Annotated in this window: 18 protein-coding genes; 8 read left to right on the top strand and 10 right to left on the bottom strand. The window is 74.2% G+C overall.

What is annotated here, in order from left to right:
• Nucleotides 1-63 precede the first annotated feature (63 nt).
• Nucleotides 64-813 carry an SDR family oxidoreductase gene (locus tag ABZS80_RS02445; protein ID WP_355054072.1) on the top strand — a complete coding sequence of 250 codons (750 nt, stop codon included), beginning with the start codon at nt 64-66 and terminating at the stop codon, nt 811-813.
• Nucleotides 814-876: 63 nt separating this feature from the next.
• Nucleotides 877-1,860: an aldo/keto reductase gene (locus ABZS80_RS02440; RefSeq protein WP_355054071.1), complete on the top strand. Its 984-nt coding sequence runs from the start codon at nt 877-879 to the stop codon at nt 1,858-1,860.
• Between the two features lie 51 nt (nt 1,861-1,911).
• Here the strand turns inward: ABZS80_RS02440 and ABZS80_RS02435 are convergent, their stop codons facing one another.
• The gene (locus tag ABZS80_RS02435; RefSeq protein ID WP_355054070.1) at nt 1,912-3,456 is read right to left on the bottom strand and encodes a hypothetical protein; all 1,545 of its coding nucleotides are present in this window, start codon (nt 3,454-3,456) and stop codon (nt 1,912-1,914) included.
• A 184-nt stretch (nt 3,457-3,640) separates the two neighbouring features.
• Nucleotides 3,641-4,147, bottom strand: a complete 507-nt coding sequence (locus tag ABZS80_RS02430) for a GNAT family N-acetyltransferase (RefSeq protein ID WP_355054069.1) — start codon at nt 4,145-4,147, stop codon at nt 3,641-3,643.
• Nucleotides 4,148-4,278: 131 nt separating this feature from the next.
• Here ABZS80_RS02430 and ABZS80_RS02425 point away from each other — a divergent pair, with 131 nt between their 5' ends.
• From ABZS80_RS02425 to ABZS80_RS02415, 3 genes are read left to right on the top strand one after another with little or no spacing between them, the layout of a single operon-like run.
• Nucleotides 4,279-4,833: an NAD(P)H-dependent oxidoreductase gene (locus tag ABZS80_RS02425; protein ID WP_355054068.1), complete on the top strand. Its 555-nt coding sequence runs from the start codon at nt 4,279-4,281 to the stop codon at nt 4,831-4,833.
• Nucleotides 4,834-4,856: 23 nt separating this feature from the next.
• Entirely contained in the window at nt 4,857-5,870 is a 1,014-nt protein-coding gene (locus ABZS80_RS02420) for an ATP-binding cassette domain-containing protein (protein WP_151465444.1), read from the top strand.
• A complete protein-coding gene (locus ABZS80_RS02415) occupies nt 5,867-6,721 on the top strand; it encodes an ABC transporter permease (protein ID WP_355054067.1) in 855 nt (284 codons plus the stop codon). The genes ABZS80_RS02420 and ABZS80_RS02415 overlap by 4 nt, the downstream gene beginning before the upstream one ends.
• A gap of 40 nt (nt 6,722-6,761) precedes the next feature.
• Here ABZS80_RS02415 and ABZS80_RS02410 read toward each other — a convergent pair whose 3' ends face one another.
• Nucleotides 6,762-10,193, bottom strand: a complete 3,432-nt coding sequence (locus ABZS80_RS02410) for an AAA family ATPase (RefSeq protein ID WP_355054066.1) — start codon at nt 10,191-10,193, stop codon at nt 6,762-6,764.
• Nucleotides 10,194-10,376: 183 nt separating this feature from the next.
• Between ABZS80_RS02410 and ABZS80_RS02405 the strand changes: the two genes are divergently transcribed.
• Nucleotides 10,377-10,598, top strand: coding sequence for a hypothetical protein (locus tag ABZS80_RS02405; protein ID WP_355054065.1), 222 nt, complete (start codon nt 10,377-10,379; stop codon nt 10,596-10,598).
• Nucleotide 10,599: 1 nt separating this feature from the next.
• Nucleotides 10,600-10,920: a GYD domain-containing protein gene (locus ABZS80_RS02400; RefSeq protein ID WP_355054064.1), complete on the top strand. Its 321-nt coding sequence runs from the start codon at nt 10,600-10,602 to the stop codon at nt 10,918-10,920.
• A gap of 3 nt (nt 10,921-10,923) precedes the next feature.
• On the opposite strand, the gene ABZS80_RS02395 is transcribed toward ABZS80_RS02400, so the two are convergent.
• The 4 genes from ABZS80_RS02395 to ABZS80_RS02380 all read right to left on the bottom strand — a co-directional run bounded on the left by ABZS80_RS02395 (nt 10,924) and on the right by ABZS80_RS02380 (nt 13,328).
• The gene (locus tag ABZS80_RS02395) at nt 10,924-11,328 is read right to left on the bottom strand and encodes a hypothetical protein (RefSeq protein WP_355054063.1); all 405 of its coding nucleotides are present in this window, start codon (nt 11,326-11,328) and stop codon (nt 10,924-10,926) included.
• Entirely contained in the window at nt 11,325-11,585 is a 261-nt protein-coding gene (locus tag ABZS80_RS02390; RefSeq protein WP_091269514.1) for a hypothetical protein, read from the bottom strand. The genes ABZS80_RS02395 and ABZS80_RS02390 overlap by 4 nt, the downstream gene beginning before the upstream one ends.
• A 13-nt stretch (nt 11,586-11,598) precedes the next feature.
• A complete protein-coding gene (locus ABZS80_RS02385) occupies nt 11,599-12,306 on the bottom strand; it encodes a hypothetical protein (RefSeq protein ID WP_355054062.1) in 708 nt (235 codons plus the stop codon).
• A gap of 167 nt (nt 12,307-12,473) precedes the next feature.
• Nucleotides 12,474-13,328, bottom strand: coding sequence for a helix-turn-helix transcriptional regulator (locus ABZS80_RS02380; RefSeq protein WP_355054061.1), 855 nt, complete (start codon nt 13,326-13,328; stop codon nt 12,474-12,476).
• A gap of 100 nt (nt 13,329-13,428) precedes the next feature.
• Between ABZS80_RS02380 and ABZS80_RS02375 the strand changes: the two genes are divergently transcribed.
• On the top strand, nt 13,429-14,193 hold the full coding sequence (locus ABZS80_RS02375) for an SDR family NAD(P)-dependent oxidoreductase (protein WP_355054060.1): 765 nt from the start codon (nt 13,429-13,431) through the stop codon (nt 14,191-14,193).
• 26 nt (nt 14,194-14,219) lie between these two features.
• Here the strand turns inward: ABZS80_RS02375 and ABZS80_RS02370 are convergent, their stop codons facing one another.
• The 3 genes from ABZS80_RS02370 to ABZS80_RS02360 all read right to left on the bottom strand — a co-directional run bounded on the left by ABZS80_RS02370 (nt 14,220) and on the right by ABZS80_RS02360 (nt 17,762).
• Nucleotides 14,220-14,537: a barstar family protein gene (locus ABZS80_RS02370; RefSeq protein ID WP_355054059.1), complete on the bottom strand. Its 318-nt coding sequence runs from the start codon at nt 14,535-14,537 to the stop codon at nt 14,220-14,222.
• A gap of 68 nt (nt 14,538-14,605) precedes the next feature.
• Nucleotides 14,606-16,153 (bottom strand): pre-toxin TG domain-containing protein, encoded by a 1,548-nt coding sequence (locus ABZS80_RS02365; RefSeq protein WP_355054058.1) that lies wholly within the window; start codon nt 16,151-16,153, stop codon nt 14,606-14,608.
• A gap of 286 nt (nt 16,154-16,439) precedes the next feature.
• The gene (locus ABZS80_RS02360; RefSeq protein ID WP_355054057.1) at nt 16,440-17,762 is read right to left on the bottom strand and encodes an AAA domain-containing protein; all 1,323 of its coding nucleotides are present in this window, start codon (nt 17,760-17,762) and stop codon (nt 16,440-16,442) included.
• Between the last annotated feature and the right edge of the window lie 210 nt (nt 17,763-17,972).

Genomic DNA, 17,972 nt, shown 5'->3' with positions numbered 1-17,972 from the left:
CCGCCGGTACCAGCCTCGGCGGGCCTCTTCCGCCGGCTCGCGACCGGCGGCAGCCTCGACGGCATGACGACGACGATCGCCCTGGTCACCGGGGCCAACAAGGGAATCGGCCTGGCCACCGCCCGGCAGCTCGGCGCGCGCGGGATGACCGTGCTGGTCGGGGCGCGGGACGCCGCGCGGGGCCGGGAGGCGGCGGACAAGCTGCGCGCCGAGGGGGCGGACGCCCGCTTCGTGCCGCTGGAGGTCACCGACGCGGCGTCGGTCGCCGCCGCGGCCGAGCTGGTTGAGCGGGAGTACGGCCACCTGGACGTGCTGGTCAACAACGCTGGCATCATCCGCGCCGACGGCGCCGGGCTGCCCAGCGAGACCACCCTCGACACGCTGCGCGAGGTGTACGAGACGAACGTGTTCGGGGTGGTCGCGGTGACCAACGCGCTGCTGCCGCTGCTGCGCCGGGCGCCGGCCGCCCGGATCGTCAACGTCTCCAGCGAGGTCGGCTCGATCGCGGTGATGACCGACCCGGAGGGCGCCCTGTTCGCGCTGACCTCGATCCCCTACCCGTCCTCGAAGACGGCGCTGAACATGGTCACCGCCATGTACGCCAAGGAGCTGCGGGGCACCCCGATCAAGGTGAACGCGGCCAACCCCGGCCACTGCGCCACGGACCTCAACCACCACAGCGGCTTCCGCACCCCCGAGGAGGGCGCCGAGGTGAGCGTGCACCTGGCCACCCTGCCGGCGGACGGGCCGAGCGGCCTGCTCTGGGGCTACCAGATGGACGCCGGCGGCGGCTACGGGGTGCTCCCCTGGTGAGGTTTGACTTCGCGCGCACTCGAAGGTGGAGGGTGGTGGCAACGTCTCGACGGGGAGGAACCCATGCGTTACCGCACCATCGGCACCGACCCGGCCACCCGGCGCGAGGTCAGCGTGCTCAGCCTCGGCGCGATGCTCTTCGGCACCGCCACCGACGAGGCCACCTCGTACGCGATCCTCGACCGGTACGTCGAGGCCGGCGGCACGTTCATCGACACCTCGGACAACTACGCGTTCTGGCACAACGGCGGCCAGGGCGGGGAGAGCGAGGAGCTGCTCGGCCGCTGGCGGCGCAGCCGCGGGATCGGCAACGAGGTGGCCATCGCCACCAAGCTCGGCGCCCGTCCCCTCGCCCCGGGCACCAGCTACCTGGACAACGCCGAGGGCCTGTCCGCCAAGGTGATCCGCGAGTCGGCTGAGCGCAGCCGGGAACGGCTGAGCGTGGAGAAGCTCGACCTGCTCTACGCGCACATCGAGGACCGGGCCGTGCCGCTCCAGGAGACCGTGGAGGGCTTCGCGGAGCTGGTCGCCGAGGGCACCGTCGGGCTGCTCGGCGCGAGCAACCACCGCGCCTGGCGGGTCGAGCGGGCGCGGGCACTCGCCGCCGCGGCCGGCCTGCCCGGGTACGAGGTGCTCCAGTACCACCGCAGCTACCTGCCCCGGCGGCCGGACCTGCCGAGCGAGCTGGACCCGGACGGCGACGTCGGCTGGGTCGGCCCGGACCTGGCCAGCTACCTGCGGGCCGAGCCGCAGCTCACCCTGGTGGCGTACTCGCCGCTGCTCAAGGGCGCCTACGCGAAGCCGGAACGGCTCGGCGAGGAGTACGCCCTGCCGAGCACCCCGGCCCGGCTCGCGGCGCTGCGCGCGGTCGCCGACGAGACCGGGGCGACCGTCAACCAGGTGGTGCTCGCCTGGTTGCTGGGCGGGGACGTGCCGGCGATCCCGCTGGTCGGCTTCTCCTCGGTCGCGCAACTGGAGGAGAGCCTCGCGGCGGTCGAGCTGGAGCTGACCCCGGAGCAGCGGACCCGGCTGGACACCGCCCGCTGACGACGGCCCTGGTCGGGCGTGCGCCGCACACCCGACCAGGGGTCCGTCTGCTCAGTCCGGCGGGAACGGGCGCAGCCCGATGTCGACCGTCAGCGTGCCGCTGGCGGGAACGGTGACCCGCTTCGCGCCGGCGGCGTCGGCGACGCCGTCGTACCAACCGGCGTAGTGGGCGAACCCGCCCCACTGCCAGTCGACCGTGACGGTCTGCCGGCCGAGCACCCGCGTCTCGTACCGCCCGTCGTAGTCCCACGTCGACCCGACCACCTCGCCGGTGGAGGCGTTGTGGAACGTCAGCACGGCGTTGACCGGGCGCCCCGCGGGGTTGGTCAGCCCGCCGGTCACCAGGGTGCCGCGCTTCAGCGCCGGGCTGTAGGAGGTGCTGCCACCGGCCCGGACGGTGACCGGCTTCGCCTGGCCCCGGACGGGGACCCCGCCCGACCACTGGAGGGCGTGGTCGGTGGTGGTGAACAGGAGCGGCCAGCGGTAGGGGCCGAGCCAGTCGATCCGGTAGGTGCCCTGACCGTCCAGGTAGGTGCCCCACCTGAGGTGGGACAGGCCCGAGGAGTGGGCGAGGGAGACCTCACCCGAGGTCACCGGCGCGCCGGTGGCGGCGCTGGTCACGGTGCCGGTGATGGTCCCGGCCCGGTCGAGGCGGACCGGCGGGACGGTGACGGTCCGGCCGGCGGCGACGGTGACGGTACGGGCCCTCGTCGGGTCACCCGTGCCGGCATTGCGGCCGACCCACTGCGCCCCGTACGGCGAGTCGCCCGTCGGACGCACGAACAGGTTCCAGGAGCCGGCCTCGACGGAGTCGAGGCGGAGGCGCCCGGTCTCGTCGGAGCAGGCCAGCGGGCCGACGCTGGGCAGCTCGCCGGTGCCGGCCGGCGCGACTGTCGCGCAGGCGCCCACGACTGGCGCGCCGGTCGTGGCGTCGACCACGGTCGTCGCCAGGTGGGCGGCGGGCGTCAGGTCGACCAGCGCGGTGGCGGTGTCGCCCTCGACCACGGTCACCTCGGCGTCGGTGGCCAGGTGGTTGCCGTCCTCGGTGTAGACGCGGATCCGCTGCGGGCCGGGGACGAGCCCGGGAATGGTCAGCTCGCTGTCGCCGCAGTTGCCGCCGCGGCCGTCGGCGTACGCGCAGACCCGGGTGATCGGCGCGCCGGTGATCGCGTCCCGGGCCCGGACGGTGAGCGGGCTCGGCGGGAGCAGCCGCTCGGTGACGTCCGTCGTGCCCCCCGCGGTCACGCGGAACGCCTGGGCCTGGGCGTAACCGGTCTTCCCGGGCACCCACTGCCGCAGCCCGTCGTCCGGCAGGTCGGGGTCGACGTACGCCGGAGTGATCATGATCTTGTAGTCGTTGGCGGGCATTTCCACGCTGAGCTGCCCGGACTCGTCGAGTTGCAGGAATTCGGAGTGGCTGTCGTCGGTGGCGGCGAGGTCGACGCTGCCCCGGGCGGCGGTGCCGTCGGGCTGGGTGACGGTGAGCCGGAGCAGCCCGACATCCTGCTCCTGTGCGGCGGAGGCGGCGGTGGCCGGTAGGGCGGCGGCCAGAACCGCGACGGTGAACGCGGCGAGACTTCGACGTGCGACGGACACAGGAGGTCCCCTCTCCGGTCGGTGTGCGCACGGGGATCCGCGGGGCAGCTGACGAGACACGCCCCCGTGCGTCATGTGCCGTCGGCAGCGTAGGGCGACCAGGCGGTCGCGCACTGTCCGCAATCCGGTATTCGGCGGCGGTGCCGCACCTCCCGTGCGAAGAGGCAAATCGGTCGTGCCCGCCTCATCCCTCTCGCGTCAGCTCGATACGCCAGTCGTTGGAGCGCATGAGGTGCCCCGGCGGGTACTCGAACTCCGTCTCGCCGAGCAGCGTGAACCCGGCCTTGCGGCACACCGCGTTCGATGCCGGGTGGTCCACCGACGGGTAGGCGTGGGCGAAACGCCGGTCGCCGTGCGCCGCGGCCTCCGCGATCAGCGCGCGCACCGCCGCGCTCGCCAGCCCGCGCCCCTGGTACGCCGGCAGCACGGCCCACCCCATCTCGTAGACCGGCTCGCCGCGCCACTCGCGCGGCCAGTAGCCGACGCTGCCCACCTTCGTCCCGTCGGGCAGCCCGATCGTGAACATGTGCCCGCTGCGCGGGCCGGGGCCGCGCAGGTAGCGCTCGTGCCGGGCGAGCACCTGCTCGTCGGTCTCCGGGCCACCGGTGTGCGCCCGTACCTCCGGCGCGTTGAGCTGCCGCAGCAGCGCCAGGTCGTCGGCGCTCCACCGCGCGATGCGTACCTCGGTCATGCCACCCCCCTTGTCTCCGGCGCCGATTGAAGCAGCAGCCCCCGACACGCGCCCGCCAGATCGGATCTGGCGGGCCGCCGGTCGGCGTCTGGCGCCTGCGGGTTGAGGCCCGACACCAGCGGGGAGGGAGCATGACGCCGTTGCGGCTCGCCGTGATCATCGGCAGCACCCGGGAGGGACGGATCGGCGACCGGATCGGTCGCTGGTTCGTCGCGCAGGCGCGCGGCCGGGACGGGCTGGCGGTGACCGTGCTCGACCTCGCCGGGTACGACTTCCCGGCGAGCCTGCCGGCCGAGCCCACGGCGGCCATGCGGTCGTTCGCCGGGGAGGTGAACCGCGCGGAGGCGTTCGTGGTGGTCACCCCGGAGTACAACCACAGCTTCCCCGCGTCGTTGAAACAGGCGATCGACTACGCCTACGACGAGTGGCAGGCCAAGCCGGTCGGCTTCGTGTCGTACGGCTGCCGGTCGGTCGGCCTGCACGCGGTCGACCAGCTGCGCACCGTGTTCACCGCCCTGCACGCGACGACCGTCCGCGACACCGTCGGCGTCGACCTGCTCGACGGCGAGCCGACGGGGCGGGTCGAGGAGCAGCTCCGGCAGGACGCCCTGGTGCTCCTCGACGAGCTCTGCTGGTGGGGTCTGGCGCTGCGCGAGGGCCGCGCGGCGCGCCCGTACGTCTCCTGAGAACACGAAGAGAGGTAGTGATCATGAGTAACCGGAACACCGGCCTGGCCGTCGAGGCCGACGGCCTGGTCCGGTCGTTCGGCTCGACCCGCGCGCTCGACGGCCTGGACCTCCAGGTCCCCGCCGGCACCGTCTACGGCCTGCTCGGGCCGAACGGCGCCGGCAAGACCACCGCGGTGCGGGTGCTGGCCACGTTGCTGCGCCCGGACGGCGGGCGGGCCCGCGTCTTCGGCCACGACGTCGTCGCGGAGGCGGACGCGGTCCGCGCCCGGGTCAGCCTCACCGGCCAGTACGCCTCGCTCGACGAGGACCTGACCGGCGCGGAGAACCTCGTCCTGCTGGGCCGGCTGCTCGGCCTGGCCCGGCCGGCGGCCCGGCAGCGGGCCGACCAGCTGCTCGCCGCGTTCGGGCTGACCGAGGCGGCCGGGCGGCAGGTGAAGAAGTACTCGGGCGGCATGCGGCGGCGCATCGACATCGCGGCGAGCATCCTCAACACGCCGGACCTGCTGTTCCTCGACGAGCCGACGACCGGGCTGGACCCGCGCAGCCGCAACCAGGTGTGGGAGATCATCCGGGCGGTGGTCGCGCACGGCACCACGGTCCTGCTGACCACCCAGTACCTGGACGAGGCCGACCAGCTCGCCGGCCGGATCGCGGTGGTCGACCAGGGCCGGGTGATCGCGGAGGGCACCCCGGGCGAGCTGAAGTCGTCGGTCGGCTCCGGCACCGTCCACGTGCGACTGCGCGACGCCGGGGAGCGAACCCGGGCCGAGCAGGTGCTGCGGGCCGCGCTGGGCGTGCCCGTGCAGTTGGAGGCGGACCCGGTGGCGCTCACCGCCCGCGTCGGCGAGGACGGCACCGACCTGGAGGCCGGCGAGCAGGCCGCGCGCGCCCTCGGCGAGCTGGCCCGCGCCGGCATCGTGGTGGACGACTTCTCCCTCGGCCAGCCGAGCCTGGACGAGGTGTTCCTGGCCCTGACCGACCACCCCGCCGTCGGGGCCGACGAGCGGGACGACGAACTGGAGGCGGCCCGATGAGCGACACCGCGACCACGACCGGGCGGCCCCCGTCCATCTACGTCCCGTCGGCCGAGGCGCTGGCCACGGTCCTCGCCCCGGGCGAGCGTCCGCCGAGGCCGGGCGCGCTGTCCGCGTCACTGACCTTCGGCTGGCGGGCCATGCTGAAGATCAAGCACGTGCCCGAGCAGTTGTTCGACGTGACCGCGTTCCCGATCATCATGGTGCTGATGTTCACGTACCTGTTCGGCGGCGCCCTCGCCGACAGCCCACGGGACTACCTGCAGTTCTTCCTGCCCGGCATCATGGTGACCAGCGTCGTGATGATCACCATGTACACCGGCGTCGGGCTGAACAACGACATCGAGAAGGGCGTCTTCGACCGCATCCGTACCCTGCCGGTCTGGCGGCCCGCCGCGCTGGTCGGCATGATCTTCGGCGACGTGCTGCGCTACGTGCTCGCCGCGGTGGTCATCCTCGGCGTGGGGCTGGTGCTCGGCTTCCGGCCCGCCGGCGGGCCGGTCGGCGTGCTGGCCGGCATCGGCCTGCTGGTGATCTTCTCGTTCGCGTTCTCCTGGGTGTGGACGTTCTTCGGCCTGGTGCTGCGCAGCGAGAAGTCGGTGATGGGGGTCAGCATGATGGTGCTGTTCCCGCTGACCTTCCTGAGCAACGTCTTCGTCGACCCGGTCACCATGCCGGGCTGGCTCCAGGCGTTCGTCAAGGCCAACCCGGTCACCCACCTGGTCGCGGCCGTCCGCGCCGCCATGGCCGGGTCGTCAGACGCGACGAACACCATGTGGCTGCTGCTGTGGAGCGCCGGGTTCGTGGCCGTCTTCGGCACGCTCACCATGTACCGCTACAACCGCCGCTGACGTGGGGGGCGTCGCCCGCACCGGGCGACGCCCCCCACCGTCACAGCCGCCAGGGCACCGGTTCCGGTGGCAGGTAGCGGCAGGTGCTGCCGGTGGCGACGGACTCCCGCAGGTGCGCCCCGAGCCCCGGGTGACGCTCGTCGATCCGGCGCAGCGTGTCCCGGATCCGGGCCGTCACCGCCTTGCGGGCCCGCTCGGCCTGGTCGCCGAGGCGGCGGCTGCGCCCGGCCAGCCCGGCGGCGGCCCGCAACTGGTCGAGCAGCGCGGCGCGCTCGGCGTCGAGGGCGGCCAGCCTCGGTGCGTCATCGCGTACGGCGGCCCGGTCGATCTCGTCGTCGAGCCGCCGCAGGTGCTGCCGGTAGCGGGCCTTCGCCTCGTCGTCCAGCACGGGATCCCCGCCGAGCCGGCGCGCGGCGACGAGTTCCGGGCCGGCCGCCGGGTCGAGCAGTTCCACCGCGGGCACGTCGACACCGGGCCGGCCCAGCAGCAGCCGCAGGTCGTGCAGGCCCTTGGCGTCGGGCAGGTGCACGACCGTGCCGCCGTACGCGAGCCGCCACACGGCCCCGTCCCTCCGAAACTCGGGCGCGGCGGCGGGCTGCGGCTCGGCGTCCCGGTCTGCGCCCATCACGCGCGCATCGGCCGAGCCGCCGGTCGAACGTCCCGCTCCGACCGGTGCCGGCACCCCGCCGGCATGGTCGGCTCGTGCGGTCGCCGCCACCGCAACGGCCTGACCGGCTCCGGCCGGCACTCCGACGCCGTGGCCCGCTCCGGCCGATACCGGCACCGCAACGGCGTGATCCGCCCCGGCCGCCGCCGCTCCGGCGAGGCCCGCGCCGGGTGGTCGAGCCGGGGGTCCGGCGCTGACCAGATCCGGAGCGTCCACTTCGCCCAGCCGGTGCAGCACCTGGGTCATGCCGAGCCCCCGCGCCTCGGCCGCCGTGTCGGCGCGCAGCCGGGCCGCCGTGACCGCGTCGCCGGCCCGCCCGCGTGCGGTCAGGGCGGCCACCAGCCCGGCCCGGCTGAGCAGCGACCACGGCCGGGCACCCATCCGGTCGGCGGCGTCACGGGCGGCCTCGTAGCCGGCCACGGCGTCGTCCCACCGCTGCCCGGCGGCGTCGACGGCGGCCAGCCAGAGGTCGACCGGGCCGCTGATGTCGCAGCCGAAGAACGCCGCCATCCAGCGGCCCCGGTGCGGCTCCAGCGCCGCCCGCGCCTCGGCGCAGCGGTCGGGGTCGGCGCTCGCGGCCGCCGCCTGTGCCCGCAGCCGCAGCCACAGCGGCGACACCGGCCGCGGGTACGTGGTGCCGGCCGCCTCGATCCCGGCCGTGAGCCGCACGGCGCTGTCCGCGTCGCCCCGCTCGGCGGCCGTGATGGCCCGGAGCAGCTCCCGCTGCGGGTGACCGGCCGCCACCGGCTCGTCGAGCAGGGCGTCCGCCTCGGCGAGACGACCCCGGAGCAGCAGCAGGCACCAGCGCAGGTGCTGACCCATGAAGGCGTGGTCGGAGTGCTCCCACTCCCCGTACCCGTCCATCTCGGCGAAGTGGGCCTCGGCGGCGGCGAAGTCGCCGCGGAACCCGGCGATGATGCCGCTGTCGATGGCCGCCGCCATCCGCTGGCGGGCGACCTCGCCCTGCCGGCAGCCGGTGACGAACGCGGTCAGCTCGTCGTGGAAGCGCGGGTCGCCGAGCTCCAGCAGCGCGACCCAGCGCAGCGAGGTGGCCCACAGCTCGGTCTCCCGGTCGCCGGTGCGGCGGGCCACCTCCCGGATCTCCGCGGTGACCACCGCCCGGTCCTCCGCGGTGCCGAGCCCCCAGGTGGTGTCGTGCCGGGCCCACAGGCTGAAGGTGAGCGCCTCGTCGTCGCGGCCGTGCCGGGCCAACGTCTCGGTGGCGGTGATCAGGTCGGTGACCAGTGCGCTCGTCCCCCGCCCGGGCTCCGGCTCACCGATCAACCGCCCGTACGCCTCGCGCACCAGCTCGGCGGCGCCCGTGCGGCGGCGGGCCGCCGCCTCCTGCCGGTAGGCGGTGAGCGCGACCCGGGCCAGTACGGCCGGCTCGTCCAGCGTGCGGGCCAGCGCCGCGGCGGCCGCGAGCAGTCGCTCGGCCTCGGCCTGCGTGCCCACGTGCTGCAGCAGTTGGGCGAGTTCGAGCATCACCTTGACCCGGCCGGCCGGCTCCTCGGCGACCTCCAGCGCGCGGCGGAAGTGCTGCACCGACTCCTCCACGGCCAGCCGCCCGCCGGCGTCCCGGGCGGCGGTGACCAGCAGCTCGACGGTGCGCGCCGGGTCGAGGTCGGCGCCGGCGAGCCAGGCGTGGCGGGCCAGGTCTGCTGGGATGAGCCGCTCGGCCAGCGCCGCCGACCGGTCGACGGCGCGGACCACGGTGGCGTGCCGGGCGCGGCGCTCGGCGTCGGTCAGCCCGTCGTAGAGGGTCTCCCGGACCAGGTCGTGGGCGAAGGCGAACCGGCCGCCGCCGCGGGCCAGCACGAGCCGGGCGGTGGCCGCGCGGTCGAGCAGCCGGTCCACCTGCGCGACGGGACCGGGTACGCAGGCCGCGAGGACCTGACGGTGGAAGTCCCGGCCGAGCACGGCGGCCACGGTGAGCGCCTCGACCACCGGGGCGGGCAGCTGGTCGAGCCGGCGGCGCACGGCCTCGCGGACGCCGGGCGCGATGGTGGTGGCGAGGCCGTCGGTGTGCCAGAGCCGGGCGGTCTGCTCGACGAAGAACGGGTTGCCGCCGGTGCGCCGGTGCACCTCGTCGACGAGGTCGGTGCCCGGGTCGCGGCCGGCGGTGCGGCGGATCAGCGCGGCGACCTCGTCGCGGGCCAGGCCGGTGAGGGTGATGGTGGTGGCCTTGGCGGTCAGCGGCAGCAGCAGCGGCCGGAGCCGGTGCTCGCCGGACTCGACCTCGGCGTCCCGGTAGGTGCCGACGAGCAGCAGCCGTTCGAACCAGGTGTGCTGGGTGGCGAACTGGAGCAGCCGCATCGAGGCCGGGTCGGCCCAGTGCAGGTCGTCGAGGACGACGACGACCGGCCGGTGCTGGGCGACGGCCACCAGCGCGGTGGTCACGGAGTCGTGCAGGGCGAACTCCGCCCGGCCGCCGTCGTCGCCGGGCTCCTCGCCGGCCGGGTCGGCGCGGGTGCCCTCGCCGAGCAGCGCCGCGAGGCCGGGGCCGGCGGCGTCCTGCGCCCGCGCCCAGTCGTCGGGGTGGCGGCCCAGGCGGCGCAGCACCTGCACCCATGGCCAGTAGCCGGGGGCGCTGTCGGAGTCCCAGCAGGCCGCGCCGAGCACCAGCGCCCCGCGCCGCCGAGCCTCGTCGGCGGCCGCGCTGACCAGCGTGGTCTTGCCGATGCCGGGCTCCCCGGCGACCAGGACGAGACCGCCGTGGCTGGTGCTCACCCGGTCCACTTCGGCGCGCAGCAGGGCCGCGGGGTGTTCCCGCCCGATGATGGCCTCGCCGAACCGCGGCTCCATGACGTCCCGACGGTAGTCGACCGGTCCGACAACGCGGGGAGCCCGGCCACGGGAACCAGCGACGGCCGACCCGTGTCGGGACGCCGCTGCCGCACCACGGCCGTGGCACGTACCGGGGGTCACGACCGCCGTGGCCGGGACGGGTTCATGACTAGCGGTGGAGGCAGCGGGTAACCGCGGCCCATGGGTAGCCACAAGCAGAACAAGCACGATCCGGGCGGCGAGTCGGCGCGGGCGAACCGGCACCCGGGCAGCGGCGCGCCGGGCCGCCAGGGCGCGGAGATGGAACGTACGGGCAAGCGGCATCGGTTGCACACCGCCACCGGCGCCGCGGGCTCGGAACGGGACCAGGGCCGCGCCAAGGTCCAGGGCGCCGAGCGGGTGCAGCGGCAGGGCGGCAGTTGACATGCCCGCCTTCCTGCTGCGCTCCGTCTACACCCCGGACGGGATCGGCGGGCTGACGCGCGACGGCGGCACCAAGCGCGCCGAGGTGGTTCGGAAACTGGTCGAGGACGCCGGCGGGCAGTTGATGTCGATGCACTTCGCCTTCGCCGACGACGACACCTACGTGCTGTGCGACCTGCCCGACCACCGCACCGCCGCCGCGCTGGCCATCCGCATCGGCGCGGCGCGCGGGCTGCGGACCCGCGTCACACCGCTGCTGACCCCGGCCGAGGTCGACGAGGCGACCCGGACGCAGACCGACTACACGCCCCCGGGCGACTGAATCTCAGCGCGCGTCGGTGACCACGTGCGAGCAGGCCGGGCAGGCCGCCGGGCCCTGCTCGGCGAACCACCGGCAGGTGCGCCGGATCGCACACTTCGGCAACTGCTCCTCGCCCGGCTCGGCCGTCTCCGCGTAGGAGGCGGCCATGCGGGCGCCCAGGCCGCAGTGCTCGCCGGTCCAGAAGCCGCAGGACGACGTGACGCACGGGCCGGCCAGCCGGACACGCGACTCAACCGGGGCGTCGGAGTCGCCGGCCGCGGCGAGCGCCACCTCGGCCGGCACGGCCGGCGTCACGTAGGCGACCCGCCCCGCCGGAGTGATCATGCCGAGGAACACCGTGGCGTTCGCCGCCGGCGTGCTCGGACACATCCGCTCCGGCGGGTCGGTGCGCCCGACGGCGTCGGTCACCGCTGCATCCAGAAGCCGATGTCGTTGATCTTCTGGCCGAGGTCCTGGGCGAACGGGCCGTCGAGCACCCAGAGGCCGTACCACTCGGGGCGTAGCTTGAGGTTGCCGTGGCCGAGGGTGAGCGGGTTGGTCAGCTTGGCGTTGGCGGTGCCCAGGGCGGCCAGGCCGGCCTTCTGGATCTCGCCGGCGATGAGGGTCTGCTGCTCGGGGGTCAGGTCGACGCCGTCGACCACGAAGCGGAACTCGTTGCGGGACATGTACTACCTCCGGTCACTCGTACGATTCGGTGCCCAGCCCGCGGCGCAGGCTGATCCGGGTGAAGGCCGCCCAGCCGGCGTGCGAGGCGGCGTCGGCCGGCTGCCCGGCCCGGGCGAGCGCCCGGCCGGCGTGCTCCGCCCAGCGCGCGGCGGTGGCGTCGCCGTCGCCCCACAGCTCCCGGCAGGCGGCGACCGCGAAGGCGACCTGCCCGGGCGCGCCGGTGAACCCGGCGGGCCCGTCGCCGACCCGGACCGCGCCGTCGGGCAGGACGCGCACGCTCGGGAAGTGGTGGTGCAGGCTGGCCACGGTCGCCGTGTGGCCACGGTCCCGCCGCCCGGCCACGAAGCCGGCGCGCAGTTCGTCGTCGCGCCGGTAGCGGATGGCGTGCAGGGTGAGGGCGTCGCCGGCCGGGGCGACCCGGCCGACCACGTGGACGGGGGCGCTCCAGGCGCGGGGTGAGTTCGCCGACCAGAAGGCCAGCCAGGCGGACAGCCGAGCGTGGAAGTCCGCCTTGAACGCCGCCGCCGCGGCGGTGCCGTCGGGTGCCCGCAGCGCCGCGGTGGCGACCCGGTCCCGGGTGACCAGCGGCGCGGTGGCGCGGACGGGGGTCGCCGTGGCGGCGGTCGGGGCGACGGCCACGCCGGTCACGGTGACCGCCGAGGCCGCCGCCGCGCCGGCGAGCAGGCGCCGACGCGAGAACGGGTACGGGTTGTGGTTCATCGTCGGCCTTTCGTCGACGGCCAGTGCACCGACGCTATCGACCGAGACGGATCAGATGAACACCCTGCGTGACGGGAGGCCGACAGGAAAGCCGGGAATCCCCGGCGGCGTGAATGGTCCCTCCTGTGCCGGATTCACGCGCGGCGGCGCATTGAGTCAGCGGCCCGTCAGCGGGGTGCCGTGTCGGCGGGGAAACGCTCGGTGCCCAGCACGGCGAGCAGCCGCAGCTTCTCGTAACCCTCGCTGCGCGGCGGCGCGGTGAGCACCAGCAGGGCCTGGGACTGGTCCTCGGTGAACAGCACCTGGCAGTCCAGCTCGATCGGGCCGAGCTCGGGATGGATCAGCGTCTTGTGGTCGGCGAAGCGCTGGGCGACCTCGTGCCGCTCCCACAGCTCGGCGAACTCGGGGCTGATCTTCTGCAGCGCCCGCACCAGCTCGCCGGCCCGCGACTGCGGCCCCATCGACCCGTACGCGGCGCGCAGGTTGGCCACCTGGGCGCGGCTCTGCCGGTCGCGGTCCTCCTCCGGGTAGCGGGACCGCTCGGCGGGGTCGGTGAACCACCGGTAGATCTCGCTGCGGGCCAGCCCCGTGTGGCCCGACCGGTCCCCGAACAGGGCCTCGGCCATCCGGTTCTGCACGAGGATCTCGCCGAGGTTGGACAGGATGAGCGCCGGGGTGTCCGCCAGCCGGTCCAGCACCCGCAGCAGCGCCGGGGCGACGTGCGTCGCGGTGGAGATCGACGCCGGGGCGTTGTGGCCGGCCACCCGGAACAGGTAGTCGCGTTCGTCGCGACTCAGCCGCAGTGCCCGGGCGAGGGACGCCAGCAGCTGCGGGCTCGGCTGCGGGCCGCGCTGCTGTTCGAGCCGCGTGTAGTAGTCGGTCGACATGGTGGCCAGAGCCGCCACCTCCTCGCGCCGCAGGCCGGGGGCGCGCCGCCGGACACCCGTGGCCAGCCCGACATCCGCGGGCTGCAGCGCCTCACGGCGGTGGCGGAGGAAGTCGGCCAGGGCTGCGCGGTCCATGATCCCAGTATCCGCCCGCCGTGCGGGCCAACCAGAGATTGCCGATCCCCCGATAACCGGTCTCTGCCCCCGAACCGCAAGGGTGGGCCAGGCTCGAGGCATGAACATCTCCGGAAACACCATCTTCGTCCCCGGCTCCACGAGCGGGATCGGTCTCGCCCTCGCCCTCGAACTCAAGGCCCGGGGCAACACCGTCATCATCGGCGGCCGGCGCACCGACCTGCTCGAGAAGGTCGCCGCGGAACACCCGGACATCCACACCGTCGCGATCGACACAGCGGACCCGGCGAGCATCGCCTCGGCGGCCGCGCAGGTGCTGGCGAAGCACCCGGACCTCAACGTCCTCGTCACGATGGCGGGCATCATGCGCGTCGAGGACTGGCACCAGCCCGAGTCGTTCCTCGACTCCGCCGAGGCGACCGTGACGACCAACCTGCTCGGCCCGATCCGCCTCATCGCCGCGTTCATCGAGCACCTGCGGGCACAGCCGGACGCGACGATCATGACCGTCTCCTCGGGCCTCGCGTTCGCGCCGCTCCGGGTCACCCCGAGCTACAACGCGTCCAAGGCCGCCATCCACATGCTCAGCGAGTCGCTCCGGCTGCAGCTCGCCGACACGACCGTCAAGGTCGTGGAGCTGGAACCGCCGTCGGTGCGTACCGCGCTGATGCCCGGGCAGGAGACCAGCGAGTTCGCCATGCCGCTCGACGAGTTCGTGAGCGAGGTCGTCGCGCTGATCGAGGCGCAGCCCGACGCCCGGGAGATCCAGGTCGAGCGGGTGAAGTTCCTCCGCTACGGCGAGGCGCGCGGCGACTACGACCAGGTCGTCGCGACCCTCAACGCGCACGACCCGCACGGCAAGTGACAGCCGCCGCACCGGCGAAGAGCACGCTAGTCGCGGTAGTGGACCGTGGACTCCCACCCAGGCTCGCCCCGGTGCGCCGCCTGGTAGTCGTCGAACAGCTCGCGCAGGATCCGGCTGTCGCGGGGCAGCCGTTCGGACAGCGCGGCCCAGCCGGTGAAGGTGATCTCGCGAGGCAGCTCGACCATCGTCCGGATCACGTCGTTGAAGCCGGACCAGGTCCGCGAGGTCCAGCCGGGGAAACGCAGCTCGCGGCGCAGGACGGTGTGCAGCTGGTCGACGTCGTACACGCCGGACAGGTCGATGGTCAGGCGTTCCGGCGGGGCGGGGTCCTCGTCGTGCGGCATGTCGACTCCTCGGGCTCGGCGCGGAGTGGCGGGAAGCCGGCGACCGGCCGGCTCCCCGCCGGAACGGGCTACTTGTAGCGGCCCACGTAGTAGACCGACTCGTAGTGGTCGGGCGTGACGTACATCAGGCCGTCGCTGGAGTAGAGCAGCCGGGTGCCGGCGTTCTTCGCCCGGGTCATGGCGTAGTTCTGGCCGATGTCCGCCTCGTACCAGACCCGGCTGGGCGCGTCAGGGAGCACCAGGTCGTCGTTGCGGAACACGTCGCCGCCGAGTGCCTTGCCCGGGGCGCGCGGAGCGAGGGCCTTGCCCTTCTCCCAGCCGTACCGGGAGCTGGCCTCCGCCTGGGTGATGTAGTTCGGGGGAAGCTTGCCGGTGCTGCGGAGGCTGTCGACGACATCGTTGCCCTTCTGCATCGCGTCGAAGACCCCGCGCAGCCGCGCCGCGTTGTAGACGCTGTCGGCGCCCTTGTAGAGCGGCTTGGCGTAGCGGATCAGGACGATCGCGCCGAGGGCCCGCTCGACGCCGCTGAGCGGTTGACCGGTGACCAGGTCCCGGCCGTAGACCGCCTCGCTGACGCCCTTGACGTCGCCGACGCCGGGGATCAGGTCGGCGACGAGCGAGGCAAGCGCGTCCTCCAGCGGCCGGCCGGCGAAGTCGGCGAGGTCGTACTGCGGCTGGACGGCGGTGTGCCGGTCGTAGGCCTCCCACAGCCCGTCGAACAGCCGGCCGCCGATCCCACCGAGGCCGGTGAACGAGGGGGCGAGGAGGCGCAGCCGGGCCACCGCGGCGTTCGCCTCGGCCAGTCCGGCGTTGGCCTGCTCGACACCTTTGACGGCCTGCCGCATCCCGGCGTTCGCCCGGGCGATGCCGGCATTGAGCTGGGTCATGCCCTGGTCCGCCAGCGCCAGCCCGGCGTTCATCTCCGCGAACGCCTGGTTGACCGTGACCATGGCGCCGTTCATCTGTCGCAGCGCCGCGTTGGCCTGGGCGACCCCCTGGTTGGCCTCGTCGAGATGCTTGTTGATCTCGGGTAGGGCCGTCGAGGCGTCGGCGAACAGCTCGCCCAGCTCGGCCGCCACCCGCAACCATTCCCCGATGGCGCCCATGACGCTCAGTGGACGGCCGACCTGCCGCTCCATTGCCGCGCGCAGCTCCGCCAGGTTCCGGCCGCCGGCGGTCAGGTCCGCCTCGACCCGTTGCGCGAGGTCCCGCGCGTCGGTGGCGGTAGCCACCGCGGCGGACCGGAAGATGTCCACGATCTCGACGTAGAGGGCCAGCCGGCCGATCACCGAGGCCACGTGCAGGCCGGCCTCGTCCAGGCAGTCACTCACCCGCGTGATCCGGTCGGCCAGGCTCGGGGCGCCCTCACCCGCGGCCAGGCACCCCCGCAGGACCTCGACGGAGTATCCGGCCTCCTCCGCGCACTCCCGCAGGTTGGCCACCCGACGCAGCAGCGACGAGCCCCCTTCGCGATCGAGGCACGCCCGGAACGCGACAAGACGGTCCTGCGTGGACGCGGTGGACCCCGTTGCGGGCGCGGCCACCGCGGGATGGGGTACGGCGGCGACCACCGCCATGACGAGCGCCAGGAACGACGCGACAAACCACTTCCTCACCCACGACTCCCTGTTCTGTTGTACTGACTGGTCAGTACAACAGGGTTGCCTGGGAGATCCAAATCGGTTCCGGCGCGGGGTCGGACGTGGCTACCCGGGGCCACCGCAGGTCCTGTGGAGAACCCCACCATGTCGGCATTGAGCTGACGGTGGATGCGTTCGCAGTGGCGGCGCTTCGGAATGGCCGTATGGACGGGACGACCCGACCGGGTGCGCCATTCGTGTTCGGCATCGGTGCGGGAGAGGAGGTTCTCCCGCAACCGCTCCTTGAGTCGGCGATCCCTGGTCAGGAGGCCCGGCGCGCGGCGAGGTGGGCGAGCATCGTGTGGTTGGCCTCCCAACCGTCCGGGAACTTCACCGGCACGTCCAGGTGCACCCGCTCGGTCGACGGGTGCGCGTCGAGCAGCTCGGCGATCCCCGCCCGCGCCACCACCACACACGCGTGCCGGTGCCGGGATGCCAGCACGCAGAGCCGCCCGGACTCCAGGTGGAACGCGGTCGCGTCCCGCCGGCCGGAGAGCGGGTGCAGCACGATCGTCACGTCGTACTCCCGGCCCTGGAGCCGGTTGGCGGTGTCGACGGTGATGCCCGCGCCGGCCGCGCCCAGGTGCGACCGGATGGCCGCCACCTGGTCGCGGTGCGCGGCCCCGACGGCGATCCGGTCCGCGGTCACCGGCGCACCGTCGGGCGCCTGCTCGGAGAACCCGACCGGTCCACGGTCCAGGAATCGCCGGGCGAGGGCGGCGCACGCTGCCGCGGCCTCGGAATCGGTACGCGGCGTGTGCCGGGCGGGCAGCTCGTGCAGCGCCCAGCCGGCTGAAGCCGCCACCTCGACCGTCGCGTCGAAGGGGTCGCCCGGCCCCGGCTCGGTGAGGGCCAGCGCCCGGTCGGCCGGCCCGGTGCCGGCGCGGAACCCGGTGAACGGGTAGAACGCGGCGGCCACCACCGGCGCGGCGGTGGCCGGCAGCCGCCAGGACACCGGCAGCCGGTGCACCGGCAGCTCCGGGTTGTGCCGCAGCAGGGTGGCCACCGCCGACTGCATCGGATCCCAGGTCAGCCCCGTCCAGCGCGCGGTCTCGACCGTGGAGAACGGGTCGAGCTGCCCCGGGTCGCCCACGAACAGCGCCCGCTCGAACCGCCCGGCCACGCGCAGCAGCGCGTCCGACCGCATCTGGTACGCCTCGTCGACGATCGCCCACGGCCAGACGCCCTCGGCCACGGTGGCCCACTTCGCGGCCGTACCGACGATGACGGCCGCACCGCCGAGGTCGGCAACCTTGGCGGCCACCCGGACCGTCTCATGGCCCTTCACCCGGTCGGTGGGCTGGTAGTCGGTCGCGGAGAGCCGGCCGATGGGCAGCTCGGGGGCCTTGCGGGCGAGCCGGTCGATGAGGTCGTCGACCTGCTCATTGGTCTGCGCCACGACGATCAGCGGCTCACCGCCGGCGGCCAGCTCGACGGCGGCGCGGACCACGAGGGTGGACTTGCCGGCGCCCGGCGGCGAGTCGACCACCACGCCCCGGTGGTCACCGGAGCGCAGGTCGGCCAGGACGGCGGTGATCACCCGCTCGGCCTCGACGGCCGGCGGAGCTGCCAGTTCCGCGAGCATGGAACACCCTCCCCGAGCCGACTGCCGCGCCCCGCCACCATACGAGCCGGGTCTGTCGGTGGCGGCGCTCCCCCATCCGGGAACCGCCCTCGCTGGGCCGCGCTGGTTGGATAAAGCATGGCCTGGACGAGGGCGGAGTGGAGATCCAGGCCGGCGAGCTGCGGTTGTGTCAATCCACGGCGCAGTCGCAGGCGACCCGGGAGATACCGC

Source organism: Micromonospora sp. NPDC005305 (assembly GCF_040607315.1).
In the GTDB taxonomy this organism is placed as follows: domain Bacteria; phylum Actinomycetota; class Actinomycetes; order Mycobacteriales; family Micromonosporaceae; genus Micromonospora.
The sequence above is the reverse complement of the archived record's forward strand: the minus strand, read 5'-3'. Positions and strand labels throughout refer to the sequence as shown.

Bases quoted from the DNA above. Each gene is read 5' to 3' on its own strand.
- ABZS80_RS02415 (WP_355054067.1), top strand. From the start codon at position 5,867: ATGAGCGACACCGCGACCACGACCGGGCGGCCCCCGTCCATCTACGTC.
- ABZS80_RS02425 (WP_355054068.1), top strand. From the start codon at position 4,279: ATGACGCCGTTGCGGCTCGCCGTGATCATCGGCAGCACCCGGGAGGGA.
- ABZS80_RS02430 (WP_355054069.1), bottom strand. From the start codon at position 4,147: ATGACCGAGGTACGCATCGCGCGGTGGAGCGCCGACGACCTGGCGCTG.
- ABZS80_RS02390 (WP_091269514.1), bottom strand. From the start codon at position 11,585: ATGTCCCGCAACGAGTTCCGCTTCGTGGTCGACGGCGTCGACCTGACC.
- ABZS80_RS02385 (WP_355054062.1), bottom strand. From the start codon at position 12,306: ATGAACCACAACCCGTACCCGTTCTCGCGTCGGCGCCTGCTCGCCGGC.
- ABZS80_RS02380 (WP_355054061.1), bottom strand. From the start codon at position 13,328: ATGGACCGCGCAGCCCTGGCCGACTTCCTCCGCCACCGCCGTGAGGCG.
- ABZS80_RS02440 (WP_355054071.1), top strand. From the start codon at position 877: ATGCGTTACCGCACCATCGGCACCGACCCGGCCACCCGGCGCGAGGTC.
- ABZS80_RS02400 (WP_355054064.1), top strand. From the start codon at position 10,600: ATGCCCGCCTTCCTGCTGCGCTCCGTCTACACCCCGGACGGGATCGGC.
- ABZS80_RS02375 (WP_355054060.1), top strand. From the start codon at position 13,429: ATGAACATCTCCGGAAACACCATCTTCGTCCCCGGCTCCACGAGCGGG.
- ABZS80_RS02360 (WP_355054057.1), bottom strand. From the start codon at position 17,762: ATGCTCGCGGAACTGGCAGCTCCGCCGGCCGTCGAGGCCGAGCGGGTG.
- ABZS80_RS02420 (WP_151465444.1), top strand. From the start codon at position 4,857: ATGAGTAACCGGAACACCGGCCTGGCCGTCGAGGCCGACGGCCTGGTC.
- ABZS80_RS02405 (WP_355054065.1), top strand. From the start codon at position 10,377: ATGGGTAGCCACAAGCAGAACAAGCACGATCCGGGCGGCGAGTCGGCG.
- ABZS80_RS02370 (WP_355054059.1), bottom strand. From the start codon at position 14,537: ATGCCGCACGACGAGGACCCCGCCCCGCCGGAACGCCTGACCATCGAC.
- ABZS80_RS02410 (WP_355054066.1), bottom strand. From the start codon at position 10,193: ATGGAGCCGCGGTTCGGCGAGGCCATCATCGGGCGGGAACACCCCGCG.
- ABZS80_RS02445 (WP_355054072.1), top strand. From the start codon at position 64: ATGACGACGACGATCGCCCTGGTCACCGGGGCCAACAAGGGAATCGGC.